The organism is Gordonia sp. ABSL11-1, from assembly GCF_030315685.1.
GTDB lineage: Bacteria > Actinomycetota > Actinomycetes > Mycobacteriales > Mycobacteriaceae > Gordonia.
Window position 1 is genome coordinate 297895 of record NZ_JASXSI010000004.1, and the last position, 25681, is coordinate 323575.

Below are 25681 nucleotides of genomic sequence, written 5' to 3' on the forward strand. Positions count from 1 at the left end.
GCTCGTAACTCTTCCCGGGTCGACCCGATTGCGCAAGTGAATGATCGGTTACGGTGAGCGCGGACAGGTGCCCGCGACGACCCCGAGGTGACCGATGACCGACACCGCCGCTCACGTCACCCGACTGTGGCGTCATCCGGTGAAGTCGATGGCGGGCGAAGCCCTCGACACCCTGACGTTCGGCATCCGCGGGGTGCACGGAGACCGCTTGTGGGCGTTGCACGATGTCGAGCGCGATACCACCATCTCGGCCCGCCGACTACCCGCCGTGTTGCGGTCCTCCGCCCGCTACGAACAACCACCCGGCCCCGACGCCGGTCCGGGGCGAGCCCCCGCTGTCATCGTCACCACCCCGGACGGCACCGACCACCACAGCGACGATCCCGCCGTCCACGCCGCACTGTCGTCGGCGCTGGATCGCGAGGTCCGGCTGGTGCCACTCCCCGATGAGCCACGCGCCCATCGACTCTCGTGGCGTGAACGCGCGGGATCGCTGACCCCGCAAGCGCTCGCTCGCGACCTCGGCATCGCACCCGATGAGCGTCTGCCCAAGATCTCCGACATGAATGCGCGCGCCCTGTCGACACTCGCCCGCAACGCGACGCCACCCGGGAGCTTCGTCGACCTGTGCCCGGTCCATCTGCTCACCGAGGCCAGCGTCGCCACGATCGCCCACGCCGTCGGCGAAGACCGGCTCGACTCGCGCCGGTTCCGCCCCAACATTCTCGTCGGCGGCACCGACGACGGCCTCCCCGAGTCCGAATGGACGGGTGCCACAGTCGACCTCGGAAGCGCCCGGCTACGGATCGTGATGAAGACCGTCCGGTGTGTCGTGCCGAGCCGCGCACATGTCGGCCTCCCGCTCGACAAGCGACTGACCCGGGCCGTCGCATCGACCTCGGATCGCTACCTCGGTGTCTACGCCGAAATCGTCCGCACGGGAGGCGTTTCCATCGGCGACACCGTCGCCGTCACGCCGCCGCGGCCACCGACGCGGCTCCAGCGTGTCGCCGGCGCAGGCCGAACCGTCGCTCTCGATTCGGCCAATCGGGTCGCCGAGGCGCTGCGCAGGATCTGAGGTTGCGGCCGGATCTGAGGCGGAGTCCTTTCACCACGCGCGATCGAGGTCGGCATGCTGCCGAACCCATGCGTGCATCGCAATCCCCGCTGCCACACCGGCATTGATACTTCGCGTCGATCCGAACTGCGCAATCGACACGGTCACGTCGGCCGACTGCTGTGCGCCCTCGCTCACCCCCGGCCCCTCCTGCCCGAACAGCAGCACACAATTGCGTGGCAGGTCGGCTGTTTCGAGTGGACGCGCTCCCGGCGTGTTGTCGACGGCGACGACCGCCAGTCCTTCGCCACGTGCCCAATCGAGCAGGTCGGCGACCGAATCATGATGCATCAGATGCTGATAGCGATCAGTCACCATCGCACCCCGACGATTCCACCGACGCCGCCCGACGATGTGCACCGCAGCCGCGGCGAAGGCGTTCGCCGTCCGCACGACCGTCCCGATGTTCGCATCGTGCGCGAAGTTCTCGATCGCGACGTGGAACGGGTGGCGTCGGTCGTCGATGTCGGCGACGATCGCCTCACGCGTCCAATACCTGTACGCATCAACGACATTGCGGGTGTCGCCGGCCGCCAGCAGTTCGGCATCGTAGCGGGGATCGGCCGGGGCCGGGCCGTCGTGCTCGTCGGCCCACGGCCCCACACCCACGGCTGGTCCGGCCTGCCACTCAGTGGGTCCCGGTTCGGCAGCGCCCGTCGCGTCGCGCGGCGGTCCGGCCTGCCACTCAGTGGGTCCCGGTTCGGCAGCGCCCGTCGCGTCGCGCGGCGGTCCGGCCTGCCACTCGGTAGGTCCCGGTTCGGACACCGCTCAGCCCAGACCGAGGTCGCCCAGCCCGAGCAGCGATCGATACGGCACTCCGAGGGCGGAGATGACCTCGTCGGCACCGGTCGCGCGGTCGACGACGGTGGCGACGCCGACGACGACGGCACCCCCCTCGCGAGCCGCCTCCACGGCTGCCGACGGCGATGCGCCGGTCGTCGACGTGTCCTCGACGACCAGAACGCGCCGGCCGGTGATGTCGGGCCCCTCGATGCGGCGCTGCATGCCGTGCGTCTTCGCGGCCTTGCGCACCACGAACGAATCGATGTCACGTCCGGCGGCATGCATGATCGAGGTGGCCACGGGATCGGCACCGAGCGTCAGCCCGCCGACAGACTCGTACTCCCAATCGGCCGTCAGTTCCCGCATCAGGCTGCCGATCAGGCGGGACGCCTCGTGGTGGAGCGTCGCCCGTCGGAGGTCGACGTAATAGTCGGCCTCTTTGCCCGACGACAGCGTCACCCGTCCGTGGACCACCGCGAGGTCGGTGACGAGAGCGGCCAGTCGCGAGCGGTCGTCCTCGCGGACGGTCGGGGGTACGGGCGCGGACGAGGTCATGTCAGGACTCATTTCTCGCTGAGGGTGCGCGACGGCGCCCGCCGGCGTCAGTCCTTGCGGTGACGATTCGGGCGGTCTGTCGGCGACGACGGGGTCGGGGGCATATCGTACGGCCGTGCCGGACGTCCGGTACCCGGCGGCGGTGTACCCGGGCCGTCCTCCCGCTCGGCGGCGCGTGATCCCCGACCTGCCGGACGGCGGACGGGCATCGGCTGCATCCGGCGTCCCGCGGTCGACGACGGTGGCGCGGGCGGGGCGGTGACAGGCTTGCCCGCCGACGGCTGCTTCGCGGAATCCGGGGCCGCACTCCAGGCGCGAGTGGGTTCCGGCGCCGCCTCGTCCGTGGCCTGCGCGTCCTCCGCAGCCGCTGCGATCCGGGCGCGCCGCTGCTTGTCGCGCATCGACTCGGTCTTCTCGTCGGCGAGTTCCGCACGGATCGGTCCGTGCGGGTCGCGGGGATCCGGGGCGTCCTGCGGGTCGACGATCGGTGGCAGCACGCGCAGCAGGTCGGTGAACCTGCGCACCACGTCGAGCCCGGTGTCGAGCTGCTCGGCGTCGGTCGTCAGCGGCATCGACCCCAACACCCAGTTGCCCTCGTTCCACAGCACCTCGATGTAGCTGGGCGCGGTGTTGGCCAACGTCACCATCCGACGGTCGCAGACGCGACGCGCGACGTCGAGGTTGTTGGAGAAGATCACGCGCGGACCCATCGCGCCGAGCAGTTCGACGTCGTCCTCGGCCGGGGCCAGCACGTCCTCATGACGCAGATCGACGACGACCGACGACGGGGTGGACCGCCGCACGGCGATCACGGTGGCGGTCTCGGCCAGGTCGAACACCACTGCCTCTGCACCGCGGTAATGGCCGAATGCGACGTCCTGAACCGCGACGCGCTCTGGGGCGTTCATCGTGGCACGATGAAATACCTTGCGCAGCTTGGTATCCGACTCGCGGAACTTGAACTCGTGCTGATCGCCCCAGACAGCACGCTGGTGGCGCGCGACACTCGATCGCTGGCGGTCCAGCCACAACAGGGCGACCGCGCCGGCGAGTGCCAATACGGCGATCACGAAATACACGATGGTCATCGCGCTACAGCCTACTATCGCCCGCCCTGCGGCCGCCGCTCACGACATAACCTCGCTGCTTGTCGATGACATTGCCGAGGATGTCGACGAGTGGGCCGTCGGCGGTCAGGTATTGCTCCAGGTTGGTGAGGAACTGCCCGGCGAGCCCGGCACGCCACCCGATCACGTCACCGCTCATGTGTGGTGAGACGGCCACGTTGTCCATCACCCACAGCGGACTCTCGGGGTCGAGCGGCTCGTCGGTGAACACGTCGAGCGACGCGGCACCGATCTGCTCCGCGGCCAGCGCGGCGATGAGCGCCGCTTCGTCGACGAGCTGGCCGCGCCCGACGTTGATCAGATGCGCGTGCGGCCGCATCGCCGACAACACGTCGGCGTCGATCATCCGTTCGGTCTGCGGGGTGAGCGGTGCGATGGCGACGACGTTGTCGAACTCCCCGGCGTAGGAGACGAGATCGTCGGTCAGGAGCACGGTGCCGAAGTCGGGATCGTTCTCGCGCGCCGCGCGCCCTGCCCCGGTGACCCGAACGCCGACCGCCCGCAGCAGACGCGCCGTCGCCCGGCCGATACCGCCGGTGCCGATGACCAGAGCCGACGTTCCTGCCGTCCGCGTCGTCTCTCGGTGTTTCCACGCACGCTCCCGCTGCAGACGTCTGGTGAGGTGTAATTGCTTGTCCCGGGCCAGGATCGATGCGAGGACGAATTCCGCGATGGGTTGGTCGAACACGCCGGCCGCATTGGTCACCACGATGTCGGACTCCCGGAGTTCGTCGAACAGCAGCGAGTCCACCCCGGCGGCGCACACGTGCACCCACCGGAGATCGGCGGTCGCCGCTCCCCAGTTGTCGCGGAGTGCGCGGGAGAAGAAGTCCCACACCAGCAGGACATCCGCGCCCGGCAGTGCGGAACCGAGGTCGTCGGCGGTACACGACCGTACGGTGGCGAGCGCTTCGATCTGGGCGAGATTCGGGGGTGGGACGACGTCCGGCGACCCCAACAGTGCGACCACAGGCGAATCCGGAGACATGAGCCCCACCGTAACCAGACACCCGGCACACGCGCCGTCGGCGACCCACGCAGCAACCCCCATCCTCGCCGACCGTGTCCAACTTTTCGCCGACCGTGTCCAACTTTTCGCCGACCGTGCCCAGTGCGTCGCCGAGCGCGCCCTCTATTGACAGCATCCTGTCAAATATGACAGACTGCTGTCATATTCACCTCGAAGGAGCAATCACCATGCACACCGTCCACCTGGCCATCTACCCCGCACTCGCCGACTGGGAGTTCGGATACGTCGCCGCCGGCATCAACAATCCTGAGTATCAGCGCGATCCGAACTCGTTCCGCATCGTCACCGTCGGGGCGGCGCGTGAGCCGATCCGCACCATCGGCGGCGTGACGATGGTTCCCGACACCACACTCGAGGACATCACGCCCGACGACAGCGCCATGCTCGTCCTGCCCGGCGCACAGAGCTGGGACGCCAACGACGAGTTCGTCGACGCCGCCGGACAGTGGCTCGATGCCGACGTTCCCGTGGCCGGGATCTGCGGCGCCACAGTGGGTCTCGCACGCGGCGGACTCCTCGACGACCGACGACACACGAGCAATGCGCGCGAGCAGCTCGAGCCGACGGGATACGCGGGCGCTGCTCACTACGTCGACGCGCCCGCCGTCACCGACCGCGGCGTGATCACCGCGGCCGCCGTCGCACCGGTCGAGTTCGCCCGTGAGGTGTTCGCCCTGCTCGGCATCTACACACCGGACATCCTGGAAGCCTGGTACCGGCTCTACGGGCACCAGGACCCCAGTGGCTTCTACGCGCTGGCGGACCTGCAGTGACCGAGGCGCCCGACCTACAAACCCTCCTGTCGGACACCGCACTCACGGTCTTTCGCCTCAACGGGCAGTTCCTCGCCCTCGCGGAGGAACTGGCACGCCCGGCCGGCCTGACCGCGACGCGTTGGCAGGTCCTGGGCGCGGTCCTGCAACGGCCTCTCACCGTGTCCGAGATCGCCCGCGCCATGGGCATCACCCGCCAGAGCGTGCAACGCACCGCCGACCTGCTGGCCGACGACGGGCTTCTGGAGTTCCGCGACAACCCGAACCATCGGCGCGCCAAGCTGGTCGTCGCCACAGAATCCGGGATCGCGGCGGTCCGCCGGATCAACCCTGATCACCGGGCCGCCGCCCAGCGGATCGGCGATCGGATGACGCCCGACGCATGGTCCGACGCTCTCGCCGCTCTCCGTGCACTCGGAGCAGCTCTCGAACAGACGTCGTGAGACAGCAGAACCCCGCCCTCACCACCGATGATGTCCAATTGTTGACAATCCGACGATCGGCCGTCACGGTGTACCCATGACCGTCACCACCGACTCCATTCGCACCGCCCAGACCGCGACCCTGAGCCCCGCGCTCAAACAGGCCACACCTGTCGTCGTCGACCATGCGTCCGGCTCGTGGATCCATGGCACCGACGGCAACGACTACCTCGACTTCACCACCGGCATCGGCGTCACGAGCACCGGTCACTGCCACCCACGCGTCGTCGCGGCCGCGCAGGAACAGTGCACGAAGATCATCCACGCGCAGTACACGACGGTGATGCATCAGCCGCTGCTCGAGCTGACCGAGAAACTCGGCCACGTCCTGCCGCTCGGTCTCGACTCGGTGTTCTACGCCAACTCCGGATCGGAAGCGGTCGAGGCGGCGATCCGCCTCGCGCGCATGGCGACCGCCCGCCCCAACATCATCGTGTTCCAGGGCGGATTCCACGGCCGCACGGTTGCCGCGGCCAGCCTCACCACTGCGGGAACCCGTTTCTCCGCCGGCTTCTCGCCGCTCATGTCGGGCGTGCACATGTCGCCGTTCCCGTACGCCTACCGCTACGGCTGGACCACCGACGAGGCCGTCGACTTCGCCCTGCGTGAGCTCGACTACCTCCTGCAGTCGCGGGTCGCGCCGAACGACACCGCCGCGTTCCTCATCGAACCCGTGCTCGGCGACGGCGGCTATCTGCCCACCCCGCCCCGCTTCCTCCAGGGCCTGCGCGAACGCGCGGATCGCCACGGCATCATCTTCATCCTCGACGAGGTGCAGGCCGGATTCGGCCGCACCGGCAAGTTCTGGGGGCATCAGCACGCCGCGGACCTCACTCCGGACATCATCATCACCGCCAAGGGCCTCGCGTCGGGGTTCCCGATCTCCGCGATCGCGGCGTCGACCGACCTCATGAGCAAGGCATGGCCCGGCTCGCAGGGTGGCACATACGGTGGCAATGCCGTCGCCGCGGCCGCCGCCGTGGCGACGATCGACGTCATCGCCGACGAGAATCTGGTCGAGAACGCTCGGCTGCGAGGTGAGCAGCTGCTCGTCGGGCTGCAGGACATCGCGATCCGATTCGACGCCATAGGCGACGTCCGCGGCCTCGGCCTCATGGCCGGCATCGAGTTCGTGACCAGCGGGGACGGCGCAACTCCGGTTCCCGACGCCGCGGCCGCTGCCGCCGTCCAGCAGGCCACCACCCGGCACGGCCTGCTGACGCTGACCTGCGGTCCCGCCGGCAACGTCGTGCGCCTGATCCCCGCGCTGGTCGTCACCGAAGACGAGATCGCCCAGGGACTCGAGCGTTTCGCCGCGACCCTGACCGATGTGTTCTCAGGCGATACCCTCGGACAGAGATGACACATGTCAGCCTGACCGGATTGTCACCCGACCTCGACGTCGCCGACGCCCTCTCGGCTCTCGGCGTCGAGGCGGACACGTCCACCCGACGGCTCGCCGAGTACTCCTACGACGCCTCCAATTACCGGGTCCGACCCCTCGCGGTGGTGTTTCCCCGATCCGATAACGAGGTCGCCCGTACTGCAGCGTTCTGCCACTCCCGCTCGATCCCCCTGATCGCGCGCGGCGGTGGAACGTCGATGGGCGGCAACGCAATCGGCCCCGGAGTCGTGATCGACCTGTCGCGGTACATGAATCGCGTCCGATCGATCGACGCGGACTCCTCGACGGCGGTCGCCGAGAGCGGCATCGTGCTCACGGCCCTCGCCGCCGATGCCCGCGCGGCCACCGACGGGCAGCTCACCTTCGCACCCGACCCGTCGTCGGCGTCACGCGCCTCGCTGGGGGGCGCGATCGGCAACGACGCATGCGGGAATCACTCTGTGCGGCATGGCCGTACGACGGACCACGTCGAGGAACTGTTCCTGGTGACCGCCGACGGGCTGCGGCTGACCGCCACCCGCCACGGCATCACTGCGACCGACGACACCGATCGCGATGCCGTTTCCCGGGCCGCCGAGCTCACCGATCGCCTCCGCGACCTGACATCGCGGCACATGGCGATCCTGCGCACGGACCTCGAGACCATCCCTCGTCAGGTCTCTGGTTATCATCTCGCGAAGATGTTGCCGGAGAACGGCTTCGACGTGGCGCGAGCGCTCGTCGGCAGCGAGGGTACGTGCGCGATCGTCGTCGCCGCACGCGTGCGGCTCGTGCCTGTGGCCACCTCACCGCTGCTCGTCTGCGTGGGGTACCCGACGGTCATCGACGCCGCCCGCGACGTCACCGCGATTCTCCCCTACGCGCCGTCGGCGGTCGAGGGCATCGACCGCAAGATCGTCGCCACCATGGCCGCCCGCCGCGGCCGCGACGCCATCTCGGTGCTCCCCGGCGTCGACGACTCCGACTGCACCGGCTGGCTGTTCATCGACGTCGACGAGCACAGCGCCGCAACGCGATCCGAAAGCGATGTCGAGGCGACCGCGAAGCGTCTCCTGGACGACCTGCGTGCCCGTGGCCGGATGGTCGCGGCCACCACGGTCCCCGACCCGGTGGCACGCAAGGCGCTCTGGCGGGTCCGCGAGGACGGGGCCGGATTGTCCTCCCGGCTCGCCGATCCCGACGACGACAGCATCGGCAACGACTACGAGTCGTGGCCCGGCTGGGAGGATGCCGCCGTCGCGCCCGAGCGCCTGGCCGACTATCTCGACGACTTCACCCGGCTGCTCGATCAGCATGGGCTGACCGGTGTGATGTACGGCCACTTCGGTGCCGGCTGCATGCACGTCCGGATCACCTTCGACCTGCGCACTCCCGAAGGGCGCGCGGTGATGGACCGGTTCTGCGCCGATGCCGCCCGTCTCGTCGTCGCGCATGGTGGGTCGCTGTCCGGTGAGCACGGTGACGGCCGCGCACGGTCGGCGCTGCTGCCGGTGATGTACTCGCCGGCGATGCTGGGTGCGTTCGCCGAGTTCAAGCGGATCTGGGACCCGCAGGGCATCCTCAATCCAGGTTCCATCGTCGACCCGTCACCGATCACCGACGACCTCGCCCTCGCCGGGGTCCCGGACCGGCACTGGCCGACCATGTTCCACCTCGGTGCGCCGGCCCACGATGCTGCGCCCACCGAGCCGCCAACTGCCCCGCCCACCGGAAAGGCGCCCCGGAAAAGCACACCCGGTACGGCCGCGGATGCCGATATGTCGACGGCCGCCTCTCAGCGGGCGGATTTCCGGGGCGGTTTTCTGGAGATCGCCCAGGTCACCGACGGCGCGCACACCGACCAGACCTCCCTCGACCCGTTCGTGCACGCCGTCCAGGGGTGCATCGGTGTCGGGCGATGCCGCGCGACGTCCGGCGGCGTGATGTGTCCCAGCTACCGCGCCACCCGCGACGAGAAGGACTCCACCCGCGGGCGCGCACGCGTGCTGCAGGAGATGGTTCGCACCGCCCCCGACGTCGAGACAGGTTGGCGATCGGCCGATGTCGCCGATGCGCTGGAGCTGTGCCTGTCCTGTAAGGCGTGCTCCACCGACTGTCCCACCGGCGTCGACATGGCCACCTACAAGTCGGAGTTCCTGCACCACCACTACCGGGGTCGCAAGCGTCCGCTGTCGCACTACTCCCTCGGATGGATGCCGGCCTGGCTCGGGGCCGCAGGGGTCCTGGCCCCGGCGATCAACGCGGCGTTGGAGAGTCCACTCCGACGACTCGCCGCACGTGCCGGCGGGCTCGACCCGCGACGCAGCATGCCCCGGTTCGCCGCACGGAAGGCGCGTCGGGCACACCTGCGAGAACTCCCGCCACTGTCGACGACCTCCGACGTCGTATTGTTCGTCGACTCGTTCACCCGCGCCTTCCGCCCGCAGGTCGCCTCCGCGGCGGCCGAGGTGCTCTCGGCGACCGGTGACACCGTCGGATGCAGCGCCGACAACTGCTGCGGCCTCACCTGGATCTCCACCGGCCAGCTCACTCATGCCCGAAAGGTGTTGTCGCGGACGGCAAACAACCTCGACGATGGCACCGGACGACCCATCGTGGTGCCCGAACCCAGTTGCGCCGCCGCTCTCCGGAAGGATCTGCCCGAACTCGTGCACACCCCGGCCGCCCGTCGGGTCGCCGAACGGGTCCAGAGCTTCGCCGACTACCTCCCCCGCCTACTCGAGCAGGGATGGCGGCCCGAGAACCTCCCCGAGGCGGTCACCGTGCAGACGCACTGCCACGAGTACGCGGTCTTCGGCGCCCGCACGGGCGCCGCGGCCCTGTCCGCACTCGGCGTCGAGGTGCACACCGCCGATGGATGTTGCGGTGTGGCAGGTAACTTCGGCTTCGAGCGCGGACACTACGAGGTGAGCGTCGCGGTATCGGAGAACGCGCTCGCCCCCGCGTTGCGTTCCGCTCCGGGCCGCCCGGTCATCACCGACGGGTTCAGCTGCGCCATGTCCGTCGACCACCTCACCGCGACCGACGACGGCATATCCGCCCGCGGCCTACATCTCGCCGAACTTCTCACCCGCACCCCATCCCCGCCGACGGCAACCAGCGATCCGCCGACGGCAACCTTCGCCTCGACGACGGCAACCGACCACTCCCCGACGACAACCCCACCCGACCCGGAAGGAGCGTGACCATGACGGCCACCATCTCGAACACGGATGCAGCGCAGACCATCTCGCGCCTGCACACCGACCTCTTCATCGACGGCCAGTGGCGACCGGCGACGTCGGGTGCCACCTTCACCGTCGACAACCCCGCCACCGGCGAGCCGCTGGCCGTCGTCGCCGACGGTGGCGCCGACGACGCCCGCGCGGCGCTGCAGACCGCTGCCGACCGGCAGGCGGAGTGGGCCGCGACATCGCCGCGGTCGCGCAGCGAGATCCTCTATCGCGCTTACCAGATCATCATGGAGCGGGTCGACGAGATCGCGTCGGTCATGACCGCGGAGATGGGCAAGCCGTTCGCGGAGGCGAAAGGCGAGGTCGCCTACGGCGCGGAGTTCTTCCGTTGGTTCGCCGAGGAGGCCGTCCGCATCGGCGGCGATCACACCGTCACCGGCGACGGCGCGAACCGCATCGTCGTGTCCAAGCAACCCGTCGGGCCGTGCATCCTCGTCACACCGTGGAACTTCCCTATCGCCATGGGAACCCGCAAGATCGGACCTGCGGTCGCCGCTGGATGCACGATGGTCTTCAAGCCGGCCGAACTCACGCCGCTCACGGCTCTGCTGCTCACCGACATCCTCACCGAGGCAGGACTCCCCGACGGCGTCCTCAACGTCGTCACCACGTCCGATCCCGGCACCGTCGTCGGCGAGTGGATGACCTCGGGCAAGGCCCGCAAGGTCAGCTTCACCGGCTCGACGGAAGTCGGCAAGATCCTGCTCGGCCAAGCCGCGGGCACGGTCATGCGCACGTCGATGGAACTCGGCGGCAACGCCCCCTTCATCGTCTGCGCCGACGCCGACATCGACCGCGCCATCGACGGCGTACTGGTCGCGAAGATGCGCAACATGGGCCAGGCCTGCACGGCCGCCAACCGGATCTTCGTCCATCGCGCCGTGCTCGAGGAGTTCACGTCGAAACTCGGTGCGCGGATGAGCGGCCTCGTCGTCGGCGACGGCAGCCGCGACGGCACGCAGGTGGGCCCTCTCGTCGAGCAGAAGGCCGTCGACAAGGTGACCACCCTCGTCGCGGACGCTGTCGACCGCGGCGCGCGGGTCGTGTGCGGCGGCGAGCGTCCGGACGGCGCAGGCCACTTCTACCCGCCGACGGTCATCACCGGCGTCGACCCTGCCGCCGACCTCATGCACACCGAGATCTTCGGCCCGGTCGCCGCGATCATCCCCTTCGGCACAACCGATTCCGACGACGACAGTTCCGACAGCGTCGTTTCCGACAACGCCTCCGCCGACGACGCCGAGGTCCTCCGCCTCGCCAACGACACCCCGTGGGGCCTCGTCGGCTACCTCTTCACCCAGGACATCGATCGCGCCGACCGCCTCTCCGACCAGCTGCAGGTCGGCATGGTCGGGGTCAACACCGGTCTCGTGTCCAACCCGGCGGCGCCGTTCGGCGGAATCAAACAGAGCGGCCTCGGGCGCGAGGGCGGGCGGCTCGGCATCGAGGAGTTCCTCGACATCAAGTACGTCGCTCGTCCGATCGCCAAGCGGTGAGCCGCGCTGCCGCATACGCTCTTCCGCGACAGCACCGCACGTGTCGGCAGCCCTTCACCGACACCTCCCACCGACAGACAGGAGCCCCCGGATGTACCTCGGCGCTCAGCTGTTCACCGACAGTGAGTACGAGCAACGGCTCACCCGCGTCCGGGAACTGATGGATCGGCAGGGTCTGTCGGCGATCATCGTGACCGATCCGGCCAACATCTTCTACCTGATCGGCTACAACGCGTGGTCGTTCTACACGCCGCAGATGTTGTTCGTGCCGAACGAGGGCGACATGGTGTTCTTCGCCCGGGAGATGGACGCCCACGGCGCCCATCGCACGACGTGGCTGCCGGAGGAGCAGATCGTCGGCTATCCGGAGAGTTACGTGCACCGGCCGCATCTGCATCCGTTCGACTGGGTCGCCTGGGCCCTGCGTCAGCGTCACCTCATCGCGCCGGCCTCGCGCGGTGGCTCGGTGGGCCTGGAGATGGACTCGCACTTCTTCTCCCCCAAGGCCTATCGCGCCTTGTACAACGCGATCCCGGAGTGGAAGCTGGTCGACAACTTCGAGCTGGTCAACTGGGTGCGCTCGGTGAAGTCCGACGCCGAGGTGCAGCTGATGCGCCAGGCCGGCATGGTCTGCTCGGAGGCGATGCAGGCCGCCATCGAGACCATCGATGTGGGTGTGCGCCAATGTGACGCGGCCGCCGCGATCTCGCAGGCCCAGATCACCGGGACCGAGGACTTCGGTGGCGACTATCCCGCCATCGTGCCGATGATGCCGACCGGCGCCGCGGCCGACACCCCGCACCTCACCTGGCATCAGGGCACCTTCGTCGAGAACGAGGCCGTCGTCATCGAACTCACCGGCGCCCACAACCGATATCACTGTCCGCTCGCCCGGACCGTCTCGCTGGGCAAGCCGTCGAAAGACCTCGACTACGTGGCGAATGCGACCGCCGAGGGCCTCAACAACGTCCTCGACGCGATCCGCCCCGGCGTCGCGACACGCGAACTCGCCTCGACGTGGAACTGGACACTGGCGAAGTACGGACTCGAGAAGCCCTCGCGCCTCGGCTATTCGATCGGGATCGGATACCCACCGGACTGGGGCGAGCGCACCATCAGCATCCGCACCGAGGACGAGACGATCCTCGAGACCAACATGACCTTCCACATCGTCTGCGGGATGTGGATGGACGACTACGGTTTCGAGCTCTCCGAATCGGTCCGGGTGAGCCCGACCGGCGTGGAGACGTTCACCGGCTTCCCACGCGAACTGATCCGCAAGTAGACCCCACAATCGGTCCCTGAGGAGCGAAGCGTCACGAAGGGCCCCACCCGACGAGAGAGGTGAACGACATGACCGCCACCACCGAACCCACCCACGACCTCCGACGATCCGCGCCGACCCTGCCGCTGGCAGGGCGGGCCAAGGACCTCGTCGGGTCGATGATCGACTCGTCGACGTCACTGCTGGCCTCCCAATCCCACGACATCGTGCGATTCGCGATGGGTTCTCCGGCCGACGAGGCCGTCCCGGCCGACGAGTTCCGGCAGATCGCCGGCGAGATCCTCGACAACTCGTCGTTCACCTACGGCGCCACCGAGGGCGAGCCGCGCCTGCTCCAACTGCTCGTCGACTACCTGGCCACCACGCCGGACCCGTCGAGCCACGAACGTCTGGTCATCACCACCGGCGGTATGCAGGGACTCGACCTGGCCTGCAAGCTCTTCGTCGATCCCGGTGACCTCGTCATCGTCGAGTCCCCGACCTACACCAACGGCAGCGCCACCGCGCTCTCCTACGGCGCGCAGCTGCTCGAGGTCCCGACCGACGAGGACGGCATGCAGGTCGACACCCTCGAGGACCTCGTCGCACACACCCATCAGACGCCCAAGGCGATCTACACCATCCCGACGTTCCAGAACCCGTCGGGCGTCACCCTGTCCGAGGAGCGGCGCCGCGAGCTGCTCCGCCTCGCTCATCAGTGGGGCGCGGTCATCATCGACGACGACCCGTACGGGCTCCTGCGGTTCGCCGGTACCGACATCCCGACCTTCCAGACCCTGAGTCCCCAGGACCCGCTGGTGTTCTCGGTCCGCACCTTCTCCAAGATCCTGGCGCCCGGCTGGCGGGTCGGCTGGGTCGACGCCGATCCGTCGCTGCGGCAGCTGCTCATCAACGGCAAGCAGGCGATGGACACCTGCACCAACGTCCCGAATCAGCACATCGTCGCCGAGTACATCGCGCGCGGCGGGCTCGAGGAACACCTTGCCGGCATCCGAAGGCTGTACCGCGAGCGCAAGGAGGCGATGATCGAGTCGATCGGTCGCCACCTCGGAGACCGTGTCGGGACCACCGACCCCGAAGGCGGGTTCTTCCTGTGGGTCACGCTGCGCGACGAGTTCGCCGAGATCGACACCCGAGAGCTGTTCGAGGTGGCACTCGCCGACGGCGTCGCCTTCATCCCCGGGCCGGCCTTGTCGCCCGGTGGTCGCTTCCGCAACGCGCTGCGCCTGTGCTTCGCATCCAGCACACCCGAACGTATCGACGAGGGCATCCGGCGGCTGACGACTAGTCTTGAGAAGATGGCTCGAACCCCATGAGAGGTGCTCCACTTCCGGGGCACCTCACGAGAGGAACCGTCGGATGAGAGGTGATGCGGTGTCGCTGACCGAGGCCGAGGCCGGCGTGCTGTCCCACATCAACGCCGACACCGTGGCGATGCTGACCGCATCCCTGGTGGAGGCCCCCAGCGAGAATCCCGGCGGCACCGAGGCCGCCACCGTCGACGTGCTACAGAAGGCATGCCGGTCGGCCGGATTCACCGTCGGCACTCACGACGTGTCGCCGGAACGCCCGAATCTGGTGGCCACACTGCCCGCCGGCGACGGTCCGGGACTGATGTTCCTCGGCCATTCGGACGTGGTGCCCGCGGGCCCGGGCTGGACGTCCGACCCGTACCGGCCGCGAATGGCCGACGGTCGCATCTACGGCCGCGGCACCACCGACATGAAGGGCGGACTGGCCGCTGTCGTCGCCGCTATGCAGGCACTGTCCCACGCATCGGCCTACGGTGTCGACCTCTCCGGTCCGGTGCAACTGGTGTGCACCGTCGACGAGGAGGAACACGGCATCGGCGTGCGCGACTTCGTCACCCGCGCACCCGAACACACTTTCGCCGGCTGCATCGTCGCCGAACCCACCGACCTCCAGGTCGTTCGCGGCTGCCGCGGCGCGTCGTACCTCGAGATCGACATCACCGGTCGCGCAGCACATTCCGGCCGCCCCGCCGATGGTCGCAGCGCCATCGAAGCAGCCGCGTCGATCATCGATCTCATCCGATTCGACCACCAGCAACTGGCCATGACCACCGACGAACTGCTCGGCTCCGGCACCTGGAACGTCGGCACCATCGCAGGCGGGCAAGGGATCTCGGTCGTCGCACCGATGTGCAACCTCGGCATCGACCGCCGGCTGATGCCCGACGAGAGCGCGGAGGCGATCGCCGCCCAGTTGCGTTCGGCGATTCGCGACTCCGCCATCGACACCGACGGCATCACCGTCGACGTCCGGGTCACGATGGAGATGCCGGGGTTCGCGACCCCCGCCGACCACCCGCTGGTCACCACCGCGGTTTCTGCCGTCACCGACTCGGGACGCTCCACCTCGGTCGGAGGATGGAGCGCGGCGTGCGACGGCGGGTTCGTCAGTCGAGATCTGGGCGTCCCGTCGATCGTGCTGGGCCCCGGCAACATCAACGCCGAGGCCCACCAGCCGAACGAGTCGGTCGCGATCGCCGACCTCGAATCCGCCGCCCGCACCTACGCGCTCGCGGCGCTTCGACTCCTGGGCTGAGAGGTCTCGATACGAGAGGCTCGCACGCTCGCCGGCTACTCGACCGGCGGGGGTGGAGCGGGCCGACCCTGACCGGCGAGACGTACCCGGCGGGGGCGGAGGGAGCCCGGCCCCGACCGCTGATCGAGTAACCGAGCGAGCGGAGCGAGCCCGGTGTATCGAGATCTCGCTCCGCTCAACCCATCCGACTACTTCCCGGCGACCGTAGCCTCCTGCAGCATCCGGAAGTCGTTCTCCTTGCTGGGGATCTCCGTTCCGCGCAGTGAGACACCGGCCGTCTCCTTCAGGAACACCATGGCCACCATGCCGATCGCACAGGCACCCATCATGTAGACCGCGGGGAACAGATTCCATCCGGTCGACTCGACCACCGCGTCGTTGACCAGCGGAGCCGTACCACCGAACGCCGCCGTCGCCACGTTGTAGGAGATCGCGAATCCCGCGTAGCGCACCTGGGTGGGGAACATCGCCGGGAATGTCGCCGAGATGGTCGCGAGCTGCGGGATGTAGAGCAGACCGAGTATGACGAATCCGATGATGGCCCAGGCGAAACCTTGACCCATCAGCCAGTAGAGCGGCAACGAGAGCACGAAGAGTCCGATCAGCGATCCCCACCACATCGGTTTGCGGCCCGTACTGTCCGACCACCGCCCGAAGAACGGGATCATCACCATCATCACCAGCTGACCGATCAAGACCACCGTCGAACCCGACGAGTCCGACAACCCGATGGTGTCCTTCAGATATGTCGGCTGATACGCCAGCAGTGTGTAGTTGGCGACGTTCAGGGCGATCACCATGCCGAACATGATGAGGATCGGCTTCCAGTAGTTACTGAGCAGATCCTTGAATCGTGTCCATGCGGTCCCGACGATCTCGTCTTCCTGCTCGAGCTCCTGGAACACCGGTGTGTCCTCCATCTGCGACCGCAGGTACAGGCCGATGAGGCCGAGCGGCAGCGCGATCAGGAACGGGATGCGCCAGCCCCAGGTCTGCATCTGGTCGTCGGTCAGCAGCAGTTCGAGCAGCAGCACCATCGCGGTACCGGCGCTGAAGCCGGCCAGCGTGCCGAACTCGAGGAAGGAGCCGTACTTGCCACGCTTCTTGTCCGGCGCGTACTCCGCCATGAACGTTGCGGCACCACCGTATTCACCACCGGTGGAGAAGCCCTGCACCACACGCAGCGCGATCAACAGGATCGGGGCCCAGACGCCCGCGACGGCATGGGTGGGCAACACGCCGATGAGGGCGGTGGCACCTGAGATGAGCAGGATCGTCATCGCCAGAACGGATTTGCGCCCGATCCGGTCACCGATCGGCCCCCAGATCATTCCGCCGAGAGGTCGGAGGACGAAGGAGATCGCGAAACCCAGCATGGTGCCGATCGTCCCGAGATCGCCGGGAAAGAACGCCTGCGTGAGATAAGTCGTGGCGGCTGCGTAGACGCCGTAGTCATACCACTCCGTGGCGTTTCCGATCGCGGATGCGCCGATCGCCTTACGGAGTATGGATTTCCCCTCCGGTGATTCCGGATCGGGTGCGAGCTGTTCGAAACTCGCGGGTGAGGTTGCTTCAGTCATCTGTGCCATCCTGGATGTTGTTCGGCCAGTTGTCTTCTAGCTCAACTCACATCAGTGGAGAAGATCGCCTGGAAGCTCCGTGACGGCTCCTTCATCACGGACGACGCGTATCACGCGGTCGACGCGGCTTCCGACGGTTCGTCACCGACCAGTCGGTGCAGACCGTCCCTCATGTGTTCGATCATCAATCTGTCAGCCGCCGCCGCGTCCCCCGCCGCGATGGCGTCCACCAATGTCTGATGTTCGTCTATGCGATCCTTCCCCGAGGAATAGGTTCCCCGCATTGCTCGCAGGCACATCCGCGTCTCGACGAGAATCGTCTCGTGCAGGCGTGAAAGACGCTGGCTGTGCGCATGGTCCACCAATGTCTGATGAAACAGCATGTCGGCCTCGGCCATCTCGGCCCCATTGGGCTCGTCGATGAACTCGCGCATCGCGGCAACCGCGTCGTTGAGGTCGTCCACCGCTGTTCCATCTTTTCGCACGATGACCTGTGCGACCGCTGCACGCTCCACCGCGGTCCGCGCCACGTACATGTCCCCGATGTCGTCGTCGTCCATCGAGACCACGAACAGGCCGCGGTTGCGGTGACTGACCAGCAGGCCTTCGGCCGTCAGGCGCTGCATGGCCTCGCGCAGTGGTCCGCGACTCACCCCCAGGTCGGCGGCCAAGCCGGATTCGGTCAACTGCGAACCCGGCGGGAAGTCGCCGCTCGCAATGGCGTCGTGCAACTTCCGCGCGATGATCGCAGGTGTCGATTCCTGCACCAGTGGCGTCAGAATTCTCTTCCGCCTTTGGCTGCTCTCGTGCGAAACACTCATCGACATTACCCCTTTTTCTTACCCTCATTCACGCGCATAGGACAGTACTTCGCCTCGAGCCCCACCCATCCAGACGTCATTGCATGCCGCCGCAAACTCGGTCAGACCGTCGACGATCGTCCCGAAGACGTTGCCCGGCACCCACCCGACATCGCCGTTGACCAGCAGGTTGTTGCGCCCGTAGAAGACCGCGAGGTCGATCAGGAGCTGGTGCTCGCCCGGTGCGGATCCCGCCTCGTAGCCATACGCCGGATTGGTCAGCACGCCGTCGAAGGTGAAATAGCACAAATCGCCCGGGATGGGCGTGATCGTGGTGTTCTCGGGTCCCGGTTCCGCTTGCGCGAACGACGGCAGGAGCGTGTAGATCTCGTTACGTGCGAATTTGCCGTGGTAAACCTGTCCGCCGAGAGGCAGCGCCGCCCACACCGCGTTCGCGGTTCGCGGGGCTTCGTCGTCGAGCAGTTTCGCGACGGCCTTGACACCGCGCTGCGCGAGGGTGACGGAGATGTACCGGTCGGTCATCGACAACCTTTCGTGATCGAGTCGAGAGTGGTGAACGGCGCCGCGGCTTCATACGCCGCGGCGACGCGCAGGATCATGTCGTCGTGATGCCGGGGGCCGACGAATTGCAGCCCGGTCGGCAGCCCCGTGCGTCCGGCCCCGTCGTGCGCGAATCCGCTGGGGACGGTGAGGGCCGGCTGGCCGGTCAGGTTGAACGGGTACGAGTACGGCGTCCACGACGTCCAGTCCCGACTCTCCGAGTTGGCCGGAACATCGACTCCCGCTTCGAAGGCCACCGTCGGCATGGTTGGCGTGACCAGCACGTCGAAGGTCTCGTGGAGCTTGCCCATCTGCACCCCCATCGACATCCGCAGGGCCGTGGCGTCGAGGTAGTCCGCCGCGCTGAAGTCGCAATGCCTCTCCAGCGCCTGCGCCAGACCGGGGTCGATCGTGTCCGTCGCGCCGGGCCCGAACGAGCGCACCACCGCCTCGGCGCCGCTGAACCACAGGATGTGATACGCCCACGCCGGGTCCTCCCAGTCGATGCCGACCTCGGTCACCTCAGCGCCGAGTCCACGGAGAACACTCACAGCGGCATCGGTATTACGTTGCACACCAGGATCGTTCGAGCCAAACCCCAGATCAGTGCTGTACGCGATACGGATTCCGGTCAGGTCACGGGGGCTCTGCGAAAGGACATCGGCCGCCCGGGCTGCCGGTGCCGGCATCGCCCACCAGTCACGCGAGTCGAAGCCGCTCAGGACGTCGAGCATGACCGCACAGTCGGCGACCGTGCGCGTCATCGGCCCGGCGTGGGCGAGCGTCCCGAACGGACTGGCCGGATACAGCGGCACCCGCCCGTAGGTCGGCTTGAGACCGACTATGCCGCAATAGGATGCGGGAATCCGGATCGATCCACCGCCGTCGGTCCCGACCGACAGCGCGCCCAGCCCGGCGGCCACCGCCGCGGCGCTGCCACCGCTCGATCCGCCCGAGGTCCGATCGGTGTCCCACGGATTGCGGGTCACTCCGTGACGCAGGCTGTCGGTCACGCCCTTCCAGCCGAACTCCGGGGTCGTCACCTTGCCGAGCAGGACCGCCCCGGCTTCCCGGAGCCGGGCGACCGCGGGGGCGTCGACATCCCATTGCATGTCACCGGGATCGATCAGCTCGGATCCACGGAGTGTGGGCCACCCCGAAGTCAAGAGCAGATCCTTGATGCTGACGGGCACGCCGTCGAGCGGACCCAGGGATCGCCCCGCGCTGTGCCGCTCGGCCGACGCCCGCGCGGACTCCATCGCGGCATCCTCGTCCACCAGGCAATACGCGTTGATCGCCTTGTTCTCGGCGGGGATCGCGTCGAGGATCTCGGCGGTGACATCAACCGGCGACAGGTCACCGGAGGCGTAGTCCGTCGCCAGGTCGACGGCGCTGCGCCAGCGTGCAGTCGTTTCCATCACTTCCCTTCGGCGAAAGTGGCCGTTGTTGGTAGATTGTTGACAATCTACTCGGGAGGTTAGGACGTGACAACCAGAACGCCGACGGTGGCCCTCTTGTATCCGGGCCACGCGGCCGAGGACGACTATCCATTGGCGGAGAGTGCGCTGGGCGGTGTCGTGGCGCTTCCCGTCGTCATCACCGACGTCGAGTCCGACGACCACACCGTCGAGGCCATGCGTGCGGTCGGCGCCGGCACACGACTCCTCGACGGCGCCCGGGCCGCACGACGACACGATCCGGACGCCCTCATGTGGGCGTGCACGTCCGGGAGTTTCCTGTACGGCTGGCAAGGAGCCCACGAGCAGGTCACCGCGGTATCGGAGGCGACGGGCCTACCGGTGTCGTCGACGTCCCTGGCCTTCGCCACCGCCTGCCGATCGCTCGACATCACCTCCGTGGCGATCGCGGCCACGTATCCCGCCCCGGTCGCCGACGGCTTCTCGACGTTCCTCGGCGATGCCGGCATCTCCGTGGTCTCCGCTGCCGCCCACGACATCGGGACCGCCACCGAGGCCGGAACCGTCGACGGCGACAACCTCTTCGAGATGGTCCGCTCTGTCGACTCGGCCGATGCGCAAGCGATCCTGTTGCCCGACACCGCCTTACACACGATCGGCTGGATCGCGGATCTAGAGGCCGCTGCGGGTAAACCGATCCTGACCGCCAATCAGGTCACCATCTGGCAGGGCCTGCAGCTACTCGGACTCGACCTCACCGCCGACGGCCTCGGCCGCCTGTTCTCGATTCGGCGGGCGATCTCGCACCGGTGACCTGGGAGTTCATTCCTCACTAGAGTTCTCTGCGCCACTACGCGAAGGCTGTAGGGGACGTGTCTTGAAATCGTTGACCGGCGTCGTTTCGCAAAATAGAGTGTTTCGCATGTCGCGAAACATGTCTATCAGCGAAACGGAGGTGCTCACCGCGATTCGTGAGATCCTACGGTCACGGTTGCCTGACTCCTGGCACGTTGAGGCAACCGCCGAACAACCGGGGCAGGGTCACGACGGCAAACTTGTCTTGACCACGCCTGACGGCGGCACCGTCACCTTCGTAGCCGAAGTGAAATCGTCAACAAATGCGTCGGTCACGGACGTTGTCAGTCGCCTACGCATGGTGGCCGAATCCGGTGCTGATGATGAACCGCTGATCTTGGCAGCAGAGTACGTAAGCCCACCCCTGCGGCGCGAACTCGACAAAGCCGGTGTCGGCTATCTGGATACCACTGGATGGGCCAGCCTCTCCGCCACCAATCCCCCTGTGTTCGTTCGTCTCGACGGCGCAACCAAACCACCGCGGCCACGAAAGAACAAGTCCACGACACGCCTTACTGGACCGGCCGCAACCCGGGCAATCAGACAACTCCTTGAAGGACAACCGCCGGTGGGGATTCGGGAGCTTGCGAAAATGTCATCGAGCAGCGCTTCCGCGGTGTCCAAACTGATGCCCGCTCTTCTCGAAGCCGGCGCGATCGAGCGAGACGACGTTGGCACGATCATCCTGGTGCGCAAACGCACCCTCCTCGACCGCTGGGTACGCGACTACAGCTTCGTCAACGGGAATGGAGTCGTGCTTGACTTCCTCGCACCGCGCGGGTTGCCCCGGACCCTGAACCGTGTGCGCGAACGCGCTGACATCACCGTCACTGGGTCCGCGGCTGCCCGCGAGTACCTCGACAACGACATAACGTCAGCTGTGCCGCTGGCGTTGCTGACGCTGTACGCCGATGACATCACCAGCACGGCGCGCGGCCTTGGCCTTGTGCGCGCCGACCGCACAACCAGCAACGTCATGATCACAACGCCGCGCGACCGGACACTATTGAGCAACGGCTCCAGCTCAACGTCCGGCTTGACGGTCGCACCCGTATCCCAAGTGTTGGCCGATTTGCTGACCATCCCGCGAAGCCGCCTCGCGCAAGAGGCTGAGCAACTCATCGAAATCATGGCAAGGAGCGACAGTGCCTGGACAGAATGATTTCTCTTACGCGCCAGAGTATGTCGCCGCCCGCGCGGTCCTTCTTGATGCCCTCGACGCTTTGCGCCCACACCTTTCGGCGATCATAGTTGTGGGCGCCCAAGCCGTCTATCTACACACCGGTTCCGGCGACTTCGTCGAGCCTCCCATGACAACTGACGGCGATGTGGCTCTCAACACCGACTCCCTCGATACACGACCCGAGATATCTGCTGCCCTCGAGGCTGCGGGGTTCGCTCCAGGTACAAATCCCGGACGATGGATCGGTCAAGGCGAAGTGCCAGTTGACATCATGGTCGCACCATCACAGTCTGGTCGCACTTCCATGACGGCGCGTTCGGCCAGACTCGAAGGCCACCAGAACAGGACCGCCCGACCAACGGCGGGGCTCGAACCCGCGCTTGTCGATCACGCTTCCTACACACTGCAAGCACTGGACCGGGCAGATGAACGCCAGGTAGAGTTCTGGTGGCAGGCCCGGCCGCGCTACTCGTTGCCAAGGCGATCAAGTTCGAAGAACGGTTGACAGACGATCGGACCGCTGGCAAGCGCGTCAAGGAGAAGGATGCGCTGGATATGCTCCGTCTACTTCAGACCGTCGACACCGAGGATCTCATCGCAGGACTCCGCCTCCATCTCGCCCACGACCATGCGCGAGACGAGACCGTCCGCGCGATGACCTTCCTCCGAAATGAGGGCTCAGAAACGAATTCGGTACTGCCCGCGGCTGCTACCGCTGCGGCCGGTGGTGACCCCATCGTCGCACCGAGTTTCGCCGTACTAGTCCGAGAACTACTGGCCGTGTTCGACACATTGTCAACCCCACCGCCCTCAAGCGGGAGCTGAAACATCCGTCGCCGATTTTCGGTCGGATGAATGCTCCACCCCGGAATCGGATACTTACCGACTCCCTAGGAGTTGTCGGCCCTTGGGCGCTGCCATGCCGACAACTCCTCACGTCGGTAGCGCCCCACCCAGACTTCCGATCTGATCAAGTTCCAGCTCAGGCACCCTTGCGCTTCCAGTACTCAGTGTTACTATCTACCAGTAGTCATCATCACTGAGTACCACCCACCGAGTACCGCAGACAAGGAGGTGTTCCATGGGCAAACAGATGACCGAGATGCTCAAGGGCACGTTGGAGGGCATCGTTCTCGCGATCCTGGCCGTACAGGCCGCCTATGGATACGAGATCACCGCACGCCTCCGGGAACAGGGCTTCACCGAGATCGCCGAGGGCACCGTCTACGCACTGCTGGTGCGGATCGAGAAGCGCGGCCTCGTCGACGTCGAGAAGGTTCCCTCCGAGAAGGGCCCACCTCGAAAGGTCTATTCACTCAACGCCTCCGGGCGTGACTATCTCGACGAGTTCTGGAGGACATGGGATTTCCTCTCCGAACGACTCACCCACCTCGCCCAAGGAGCACGCTGACCATGTTCGTCACCAAGATGATCGCCGAGAAGCGCCGCTACAAGCAGTACAAGGCCCGCGTCAAGCAACTTCCCGCCAACTATCTCACCGCCATCGAGGCACTCGAGCGGTACTTCATGCACTTCGGGCCCGGCGAGGGCGACAACCTCGTCTCGATGCTCGAGGATCTCGCGGATCTCTTCGAGCACAGCGTGGCTGACCAGACTCCGATTCGCGACGTGGTCGGCGACGATCCTGTCGAGTTCGCCGACGAGTTCCTGCGCAACTACCCAGAGGGACAGTGGATTCAGCGAGAACAGCGCCGGCTCGTCACGGCGATCGACAGCGCCGTCGACGACGGCACGACACCGGAAGGACAGGACCGATGACCATGGTTGCCGAACCCACGATCACGGTGCGAGGGCTCCAGAAGTCCTACAAGGACCTCCACGTTCTGCGCGGTGTCGACGTCGATGTGGCACCCGGCAGCATCTTTGCACTGCTCGGCTCCAACGGGGCCGGCAAGACGACCCTGGTGAAGATACTGTCGACGCTCTTGCGTGCCGACGGCGGCACCGCCGACGTCAACGGGTTCGACATCGCCACCCACGCCGGCGAGGTTCGGCAGTCGATCAGCCTCACCGGACAGTTCGCAGCTGTCGACGAGATCCTCAGTGGTCGTGAGAATCTCGTTCTGGTGGCCAAACTGCGCCATCAACGCAACCCGGTACAGATCGCCGACGACCTCCTCGCCCGGTTCTCCCTGACCGACGCCTGTGCACGCAAGGTGTCGACGTACTCCGGCGGGATGCGGCGCCGGCTCGACATCGCGATGAGCCTCATCGGGAATCCACCGATCATCTTTCTCGACGAGCCGACGACCGGTCTCGACCCGCAGGCGCGGATCGAGGTGTGGCAGGCGGTTCAGGAACTCGCCAACCACGGGACGACCGTACTGCTGACCACGCAATACCTCGACGAGGCAGAGCAACTCGCCGATCGGATCGCAATCCTGCACGAAGGCCGGATCATCGTCGACGGAAGTCTGGCCGAGCTCAAAGCGCTACTGCCACCGGCGACCGTCGAGTATGTCGAGAAGCAACCGACCCTCGAGGAGGTCTTCCTCACGCTCGTCGGCGGGGACCATCCGAACACCACCAGCGATGCGTCGACGTCGCCCACCACCAGAGAGGAACAACGATGATCACCGCCACCCACTTCTTCGGCGACACCTCGGTGCTGCTGGGCCGCTCGCTGCGCCACATCATGCGCAGCGTGGACACCATCATCACCACCGCTCTCATGCCGATCGCGTTCATGCTGCTGTTCGTGTACGTCCTTGGCGGGGCGATCAACACCGGCGAGGGCAACTACGTCGACTACCTGCTGCCCGGCATTCTCATCATCACCATCGCATCAGGTATCTCGTACACGGCTTTTCGGCTCTTCCTCGACATGAAGGGCGGGATCTTCGAGCGATTCCAGTCGATGCCGATCGCGCGGTCGTCGGTGCTGTGGGCGCACGTGCTGACGTCGCTCGTCGCGAACCTGATCTCCGTGGTCGTCGTCGTAGGAGTCGCGCTGCTGATGGGATTCCGTTCCGGTGCGGATCTGACGGCCTGGCTGGCGATCCTCGGCATCCTCGTCCTGTTCACGCTGGCCCTCACGTGGATCGCGGTGATACCGGGACTCACCGCGAAGACGGCCGACGGTGCGAGCGCCTTCGCCTATCCGCTGATCTTCCTGCCGTTCATCAGCTCCGCGTTCGTGCCGACTGACTCCATGCCCGGCCCGGTGCGCGCCTTCGCGGAGAACCAACCGGTCACGTCGATCGTCAACGCGATCCGCGATCTGTTCGCCCAGCAACCGGTGGGCAGTGACATCTGGATCGCGCTGGGGTGGTGCGTCGGCATCCTGGTCGTCGCCTACGCCTTCGCGATGCGCACCTACCGCCGCAGAATCAGCTGACGCCCCCGCGAATCCCGACCGTTCTTCCCCCGGCTCTGTGTTGGTGGGGGGGGGGGGAGCCGCGGGGGGACA

The 25681-nt window shown here is 66.9% G+C and carries 24 protein-coding genes; 16 read left to right on the plus strand and 8 right to left on the minus strand.

Annotated features, from left to right (window positions below):
- The first annotated feature begins 94 nt into the window (after window positions 1-94).
- Window positions 95-1078, plus strand: a complete 984-nt coding sequence (locus QSJ19_RS06970; protein ID WP_286319277.1) for an MOSC domain-containing protein — start codon at window positions 95-97, stop codon at window positions 1076-1078.
- A gap of 30 nt (window positions 1079-1108) precedes the next feature.
- Here QSJ19_RS06970 and QSJ19_RS06975 read toward each other — a convergent pair whose 3' ends face one another.
- The 4 genes from QSJ19_RS06975 to QSJ19_RS06990 all read right to left on the minus strand — a co-directional run bounded on the left by QSJ19_RS06975 (window position 1109) and on the right by QSJ19_RS06990 (window position 4570).
- The gene (locus QSJ19_RS06975; protein ID WP_286319333.1) at window positions 1109-1726 is read right to left on the minus strand and encodes a TrmH family RNA methyltransferase; all 618 of its coding nucleotides are present in this window, start codon (window positions 1724-1726) and stop codon (window positions 1109-1111) included.
- A 159-nt stretch (window positions 1727-1885) separates the two neighbouring features.
- Window positions 1886-2455, minus strand: a complete 570-nt coding sequence (gene pyrE / locus QSJ19_RS06980; protein WP_286319278.1) for an orotate phosphoribosyltransferase — start codon at window positions 2453-2455, stop codon at window positions 1886-1888.
- A 47-nt stretch (window positions 2456-2502) separates the two neighbouring features.
- On the minus strand, window positions 2503-3543 hold the full coding sequence (locus tag QSJ19_RS06985; protein WP_286319279.1) for a TtfA family protein: 1041 nt from the start codon (window positions 3541-3543) through the stop codon (window positions 2503-2505).
- A gap of 4 nt (window positions 3544-3547) precedes the next feature.
- A complete protein-coding gene (locus tag QSJ19_RS06990; protein WP_286319280.1) occupies window positions 3548-4570 on the minus strand; it encodes a D-2-hydroxyacid dehydrogenase in 1023 nt (340 codons plus the stop codon).
- Window positions 4571-4779: 209 nt separating this feature from the next.
- On the opposite strand from QSJ19_RS06990, the gene QSJ19_RS06995 reads away from it, so the two are divergent.
- The 8 genes from QSJ19_RS06995 (at window position 4780) to QSJ19_RS07030 (ending at window position 15854) form a co-directional block, all read left to right on the plus strand.
- Window positions 4780-5385, plus strand: a complete 606-nt coding sequence (locus QSJ19_RS06995; protein WP_286319282.1) for a DJ-1/PfpI family protein — start codon at window positions 4780-4782, stop codon at window positions 5383-5385.
- Window positions 5382-5828 (plus strand): MarR family winged helix-turn-helix transcriptional regulator, encoded by a 447-nt coding sequence (locus QSJ19_RS07000; RefSeq protein WP_286319283.1) that lies wholly within the window; start codon window positions 5382-5384, stop codon window positions 5826-5828. The genes QSJ19_RS06995 and QSJ19_RS07000 overlap by 4 nt, the downstream gene beginning before the upstream one ends.
- Window positions 5829-5904: 76 nt before the next feature.
- Window positions 5905-7230: an aspartate aminotransferase family protein gene (locus tag QSJ19_RS07005; protein ID WP_286319284.1), complete on the plus strand. Its 1326-nt coding sequence runs from the start codon at window positions 5905-5907 to the stop codon at window positions 7228-7230.
- Window positions 7227-10457, plus strand: a complete 3231-nt coding sequence (locus QSJ19_RS07010) for an FAD-binding and (Fe-S)-binding domain-containing protein (RefSeq protein ID WP_286319285.1) — start codon at window positions 7227-7229, stop codon at window positions 10455-10457. Before QSJ19_RS07005 ends, QSJ19_RS07010 begins: the two co-directional genes overlap by 4 nt.
- A gap of 2 nt (window positions 10458-10459) precedes the next feature.
- Window positions 10460-12001, plus strand: a complete 1542-nt coding sequence (locus QSJ19_RS07015) for an NAD-dependent succinate-semialdehyde dehydrogenase (RefSeq protein WP_286319287.1) — start codon at window positions 10460-10462, stop codon at window positions 11999-12001.
- A gap of 91 nt (window positions 12002-12092) precedes the next feature.
- A complete protein-coding gene (locus QSJ19_RS07020) occupies window positions 12093-13286 on the plus strand; it encodes a M24 family metallopeptidase (protein WP_286319289.1) in 1194 nt (397 codons plus the stop codon).
- A gap of 68 nt (window positions 13287-13354) precedes the next feature.
- Window positions 13355-14602: an aminotransferase-like domain-containing protein gene (locus tag QSJ19_RS07025; RefSeq protein WP_286319290.1), complete on the plus strand. Its 1248-nt coding sequence runs from the start codon at window positions 13355-13357 to the stop codon at window positions 14600-14602.
- A gap of 43 nt (window positions 14603-14645) precedes the next feature.
- Window positions 14646-15854, plus strand: coding sequence for a M20 family metallopeptidase (locus tag QSJ19_RS07030; RefSeq protein ID WP_286319291.1), 1209 nt, complete (start codon window positions 14646-14648; stop codon window positions 15852-15854).
- Between the two features lie 188 nt (window positions 15855-16042).
- On the opposite strand, the gene QSJ19_RS07035 is transcribed toward QSJ19_RS07030, so the two are convergent.
- The 4 genes from QSJ19_RS07035 to QSJ19_RS07050 all read right to left on the minus strand — a co-directional run bounded on the left by QSJ19_RS07035 (window position 16043) and on the right by QSJ19_RS07050 (window position 20213).
- On the minus strand, window positions 16043-17434 hold the full coding sequence (locus tag QSJ19_RS07035) for an MFS transporter (protein ID WP_286319292.1): 1392 nt from the start codon (window positions 17432-17434) through the stop codon (window positions 16043-16045).
- Window positions 17435-17544: 110 nt separating this feature from the next.
- A complete protein-coding gene (locus tag QSJ19_RS07040; protein WP_286319293.1) occupies window positions 17545-18255 on the minus strand; it encodes a GntR family transcriptional regulator in 711 nt (236 codons plus the stop codon).
- Between the two features lie 24 nt (window positions 18256-18279).
- Window positions 18280-18777, minus strand: a complete 498-nt coding sequence (locus tag QSJ19_RS07045) for a DUF3830 family protein (protein ID WP_286319294.1) — start codon at window positions 18775-18777, stop codon at window positions 18280-18282.
- The gene (locus QSJ19_RS07050; RefSeq protein WP_286319296.1) at window positions 18774-20213 is read right to left on the minus strand and encodes an amidase; all 1440 of its coding nucleotides are present in this window, start codon (window positions 20211-20213) and stop codon (window positions 18774-18776) included. The genes QSJ19_RS07045 and QSJ19_RS07050 overlap by 4 nt, the downstream gene beginning before the upstream one ends.
- Window positions 20214-20279: 66 nt before the next feature.
- Between QSJ19_RS07050 and QSJ19_RS07055 the strand changes: the two genes are divergently transcribed.
- From QSJ19_RS07055 to QSJ19_RS07085, 7 genes are all read left to right on the plus strand, one after another.
- Window positions 20280-21026, plus strand: a complete 747-nt coding sequence (locus QSJ19_RS07055) for a maleate cis-trans isomerase family protein (protein ID WP_286319298.1) — start codon at window positions 20280-20282, stop codon at window positions 21024-21026.
- A gap of 64 nt (window positions 21027-21090) precedes the next feature.
- Window positions 21091-22230 carry a hypothetical protein gene (locus QSJ19_RS07060; RefSeq protein ID WP_286319299.1) on the plus strand — a complete coding sequence of 380 codons (1140 nt, stop codon included), beginning with the start codon at window positions 21091-21093 and terminating at the stop codon, window positions 22228-22230.
- A 468-nt stretch (window positions 22231-22698) separates the two neighbouring features.
- Window positions 22699-23076, plus strand: coding sequence for a hypothetical protein (locus QSJ19_RS07065; RefSeq protein ID WP_286319300.1), 378 nt, complete (start codon window positions 22699-22701; stop codon window positions 23074-23076).
- A 256-nt stretch (window positions 23077-23332) separates the two neighbouring features.
- The gene (locus QSJ19_RS07070) at window positions 23333-23662 is read left to right on the plus strand and encodes a PadR family transcriptional regulator (protein ID WP_286319301.1); all 330 of its coding nucleotides are present in this window, start codon (window positions 23333-23335) and stop codon (window positions 23660-23662) included.
- Window positions 23663-23664: 2 nt separating this feature from the next.
- A complete protein-coding gene (locus QSJ19_RS07075) occupies window positions 23665-24030 on the plus strand; it encodes a DUF1048 domain-containing protein (protein WP_286319303.1) in 366 nt (121 codons plus the stop codon).
- Window positions 24031-24032: 2 nt separating this feature from the next.
- Window positions 24033-24845, plus strand: a complete 813-nt coding sequence (locus QSJ19_RS07080; RefSeq protein ID WP_502876110.1) for an ABC transporter ATP-binding protein — start codon at window positions 24033-24035, stop codon at window positions 24843-24845.
- Complete coding sequence (locus tag QSJ19_RS07085) at window positions 24842-25609, plus strand: ABC transporter permease (RefSeq protein ID WP_286319307.1); 768 nt, start codon at window positions 24842-24844, stop codon at window positions 25607-25609. Before QSJ19_RS07080 ends, QSJ19_RS07085 begins: the two co-directional genes overlap by 4 nt.
- The last annotated feature ends 72 nt before the right edge of the window (window positions 25610-25681 follow it).

What these genes read in the sequence shown, in the direction of transcription:
- QSJ19_RS06970 (WP_286319277.1), top strand. Translation starts at nt 95, where the DNA reads ATGACCGACACCGCCGCTCACGTCACCCGACTGTGGCGTCATCCGGTG.
- pyrE (WP_286319278.1), bottom strand. Translation starts at nt 2,455, where the DNA reads ATGACCTCGTCCGCGCCCGTACCCCCGACCGTCCGCGAGGACGACCGC.
- QSJ19_RS06985 (WP_286319279.1), bottom strand. Translation starts at nt 3,543, where the DNA reads ATGACCATCGTGTATTTCGTGATCGCCGTATTGGCACTCGCCGGCGCG.
- QSJ19_RS06990 (WP_286319280.1), bottom strand. Translation starts at nt 4,570, where the DNA reads ATGTCTCCGGATTCGCCTGTGGTCGCACTGTTGGGGTCGCCGGACGTC.
- QSJ19_RS06995 (WP_286319282.1), top strand. Translation starts at nt 4,780, where the DNA reads ATGCACACCGTCCACCTGGCCATCTACCCCGCACTCGCCGACTGGGAG.
- QSJ19_RS07005 (WP_286319284.1), top strand. Translation starts at nt 5,905, where the DNA reads ATGACCGTCACCACCGACTCCATTCGCACCGCCCAGACCGCGACCCTG.
- QSJ19_RS07010 (WP_286319285.1), top strand. Translation starts at nt 7,227, where the DNA reads ATGACACATGTCAGCCTGACCGGATTGTCACCCGACCTCGACGTCGCC.
- QSJ19_RS07015 (WP_286319287.1), top strand. Translation starts at nt 10,460, where the DNA reads ATGACGGCCACCATCTCGAACACGGATGCAGCGCAGACCATCTCGCGC.
- QSJ19_RS07020 (WP_286319289.1), top strand. Translation starts at nt 12,093, where the DNA reads ATGTACCTCGGCGCTCAGCTGTTCACCGACAGTGAGTACGAGCAACGG.
- QSJ19_RS07025 (WP_286319290.1), top strand. Translation starts at nt 13,355, where the DNA reads ATGACCGCCACCACCGAACCCACCCACGACCTCCGACGATCCGCGCCG.
- QSJ19_RS07030 (WP_286319291.1), top strand. Translation starts at nt 14,646, where the DNA reads ATGAGAGGTGATGCGGTGTCGCTGACCGAGGCCGAGGCCGGCGTGCTG.
- QSJ19_RS07035 (WP_286319292.1), bottom strand. Translation starts at nt 17,434, where the DNA reads ATGACTGAAGCAACCTCACCCGCGAGTTTCGAACAGCTCGCACCCGAT.
- QSJ19_RS07040 (WP_286319293.1), bottom strand. Translation starts at nt 18,255, where the DNA reads ATGAGTGTTTCGCACGAGAGCAGCCAAAGGCGGAAGAGAATTCTGACG.
- QSJ19_RS07045 (WP_286319294.1), bottom strand. Translation starts at nt 18,777, where the DNA reads ATGACCGACCGGTACATCTCCGTCACCCTCGCGCAGCGCGGTGTCAAG.
- QSJ19_RS07050 (WP_286319296.1), bottom strand. Translation starts at nt 20,213, where the DNA reads ATGGAAACGACTGCACGCTGGCGCAGCGCCGTCGACCTGGCGACGGAC.
- QSJ19_RS07070 (WP_286319301.1), top strand. Translation starts at nt 23,333, where the DNA reads ATGGGCAAACAGATGACCGAGATGCTCAAGGGCACGTTGGAGGGCATC.
- QSJ19_RS07075 (WP_286319303.1), top strand. Translation starts at nt 23,665, where the DNA reads ATGTTCGTCACCAAGATGATCGCCGAGAAGCGCCGCTACAAGCAGTAC.
- QSJ19_RS07080 (WP_502876110.1), top strand. Translation starts at nt 24,033, where the DNA reads ATGGTTGCCGAACCCACGATCACGGTGCGAGGGCTCCAGAAGTCCTAC.
- QSJ19_RS07085 (WP_286319307.1), top strand. Translation starts at nt 24,842, where the DNA reads ATGATCACCGCCACCCACTTCTTCGGCGACACCTCGGTGCTGCTGGGC.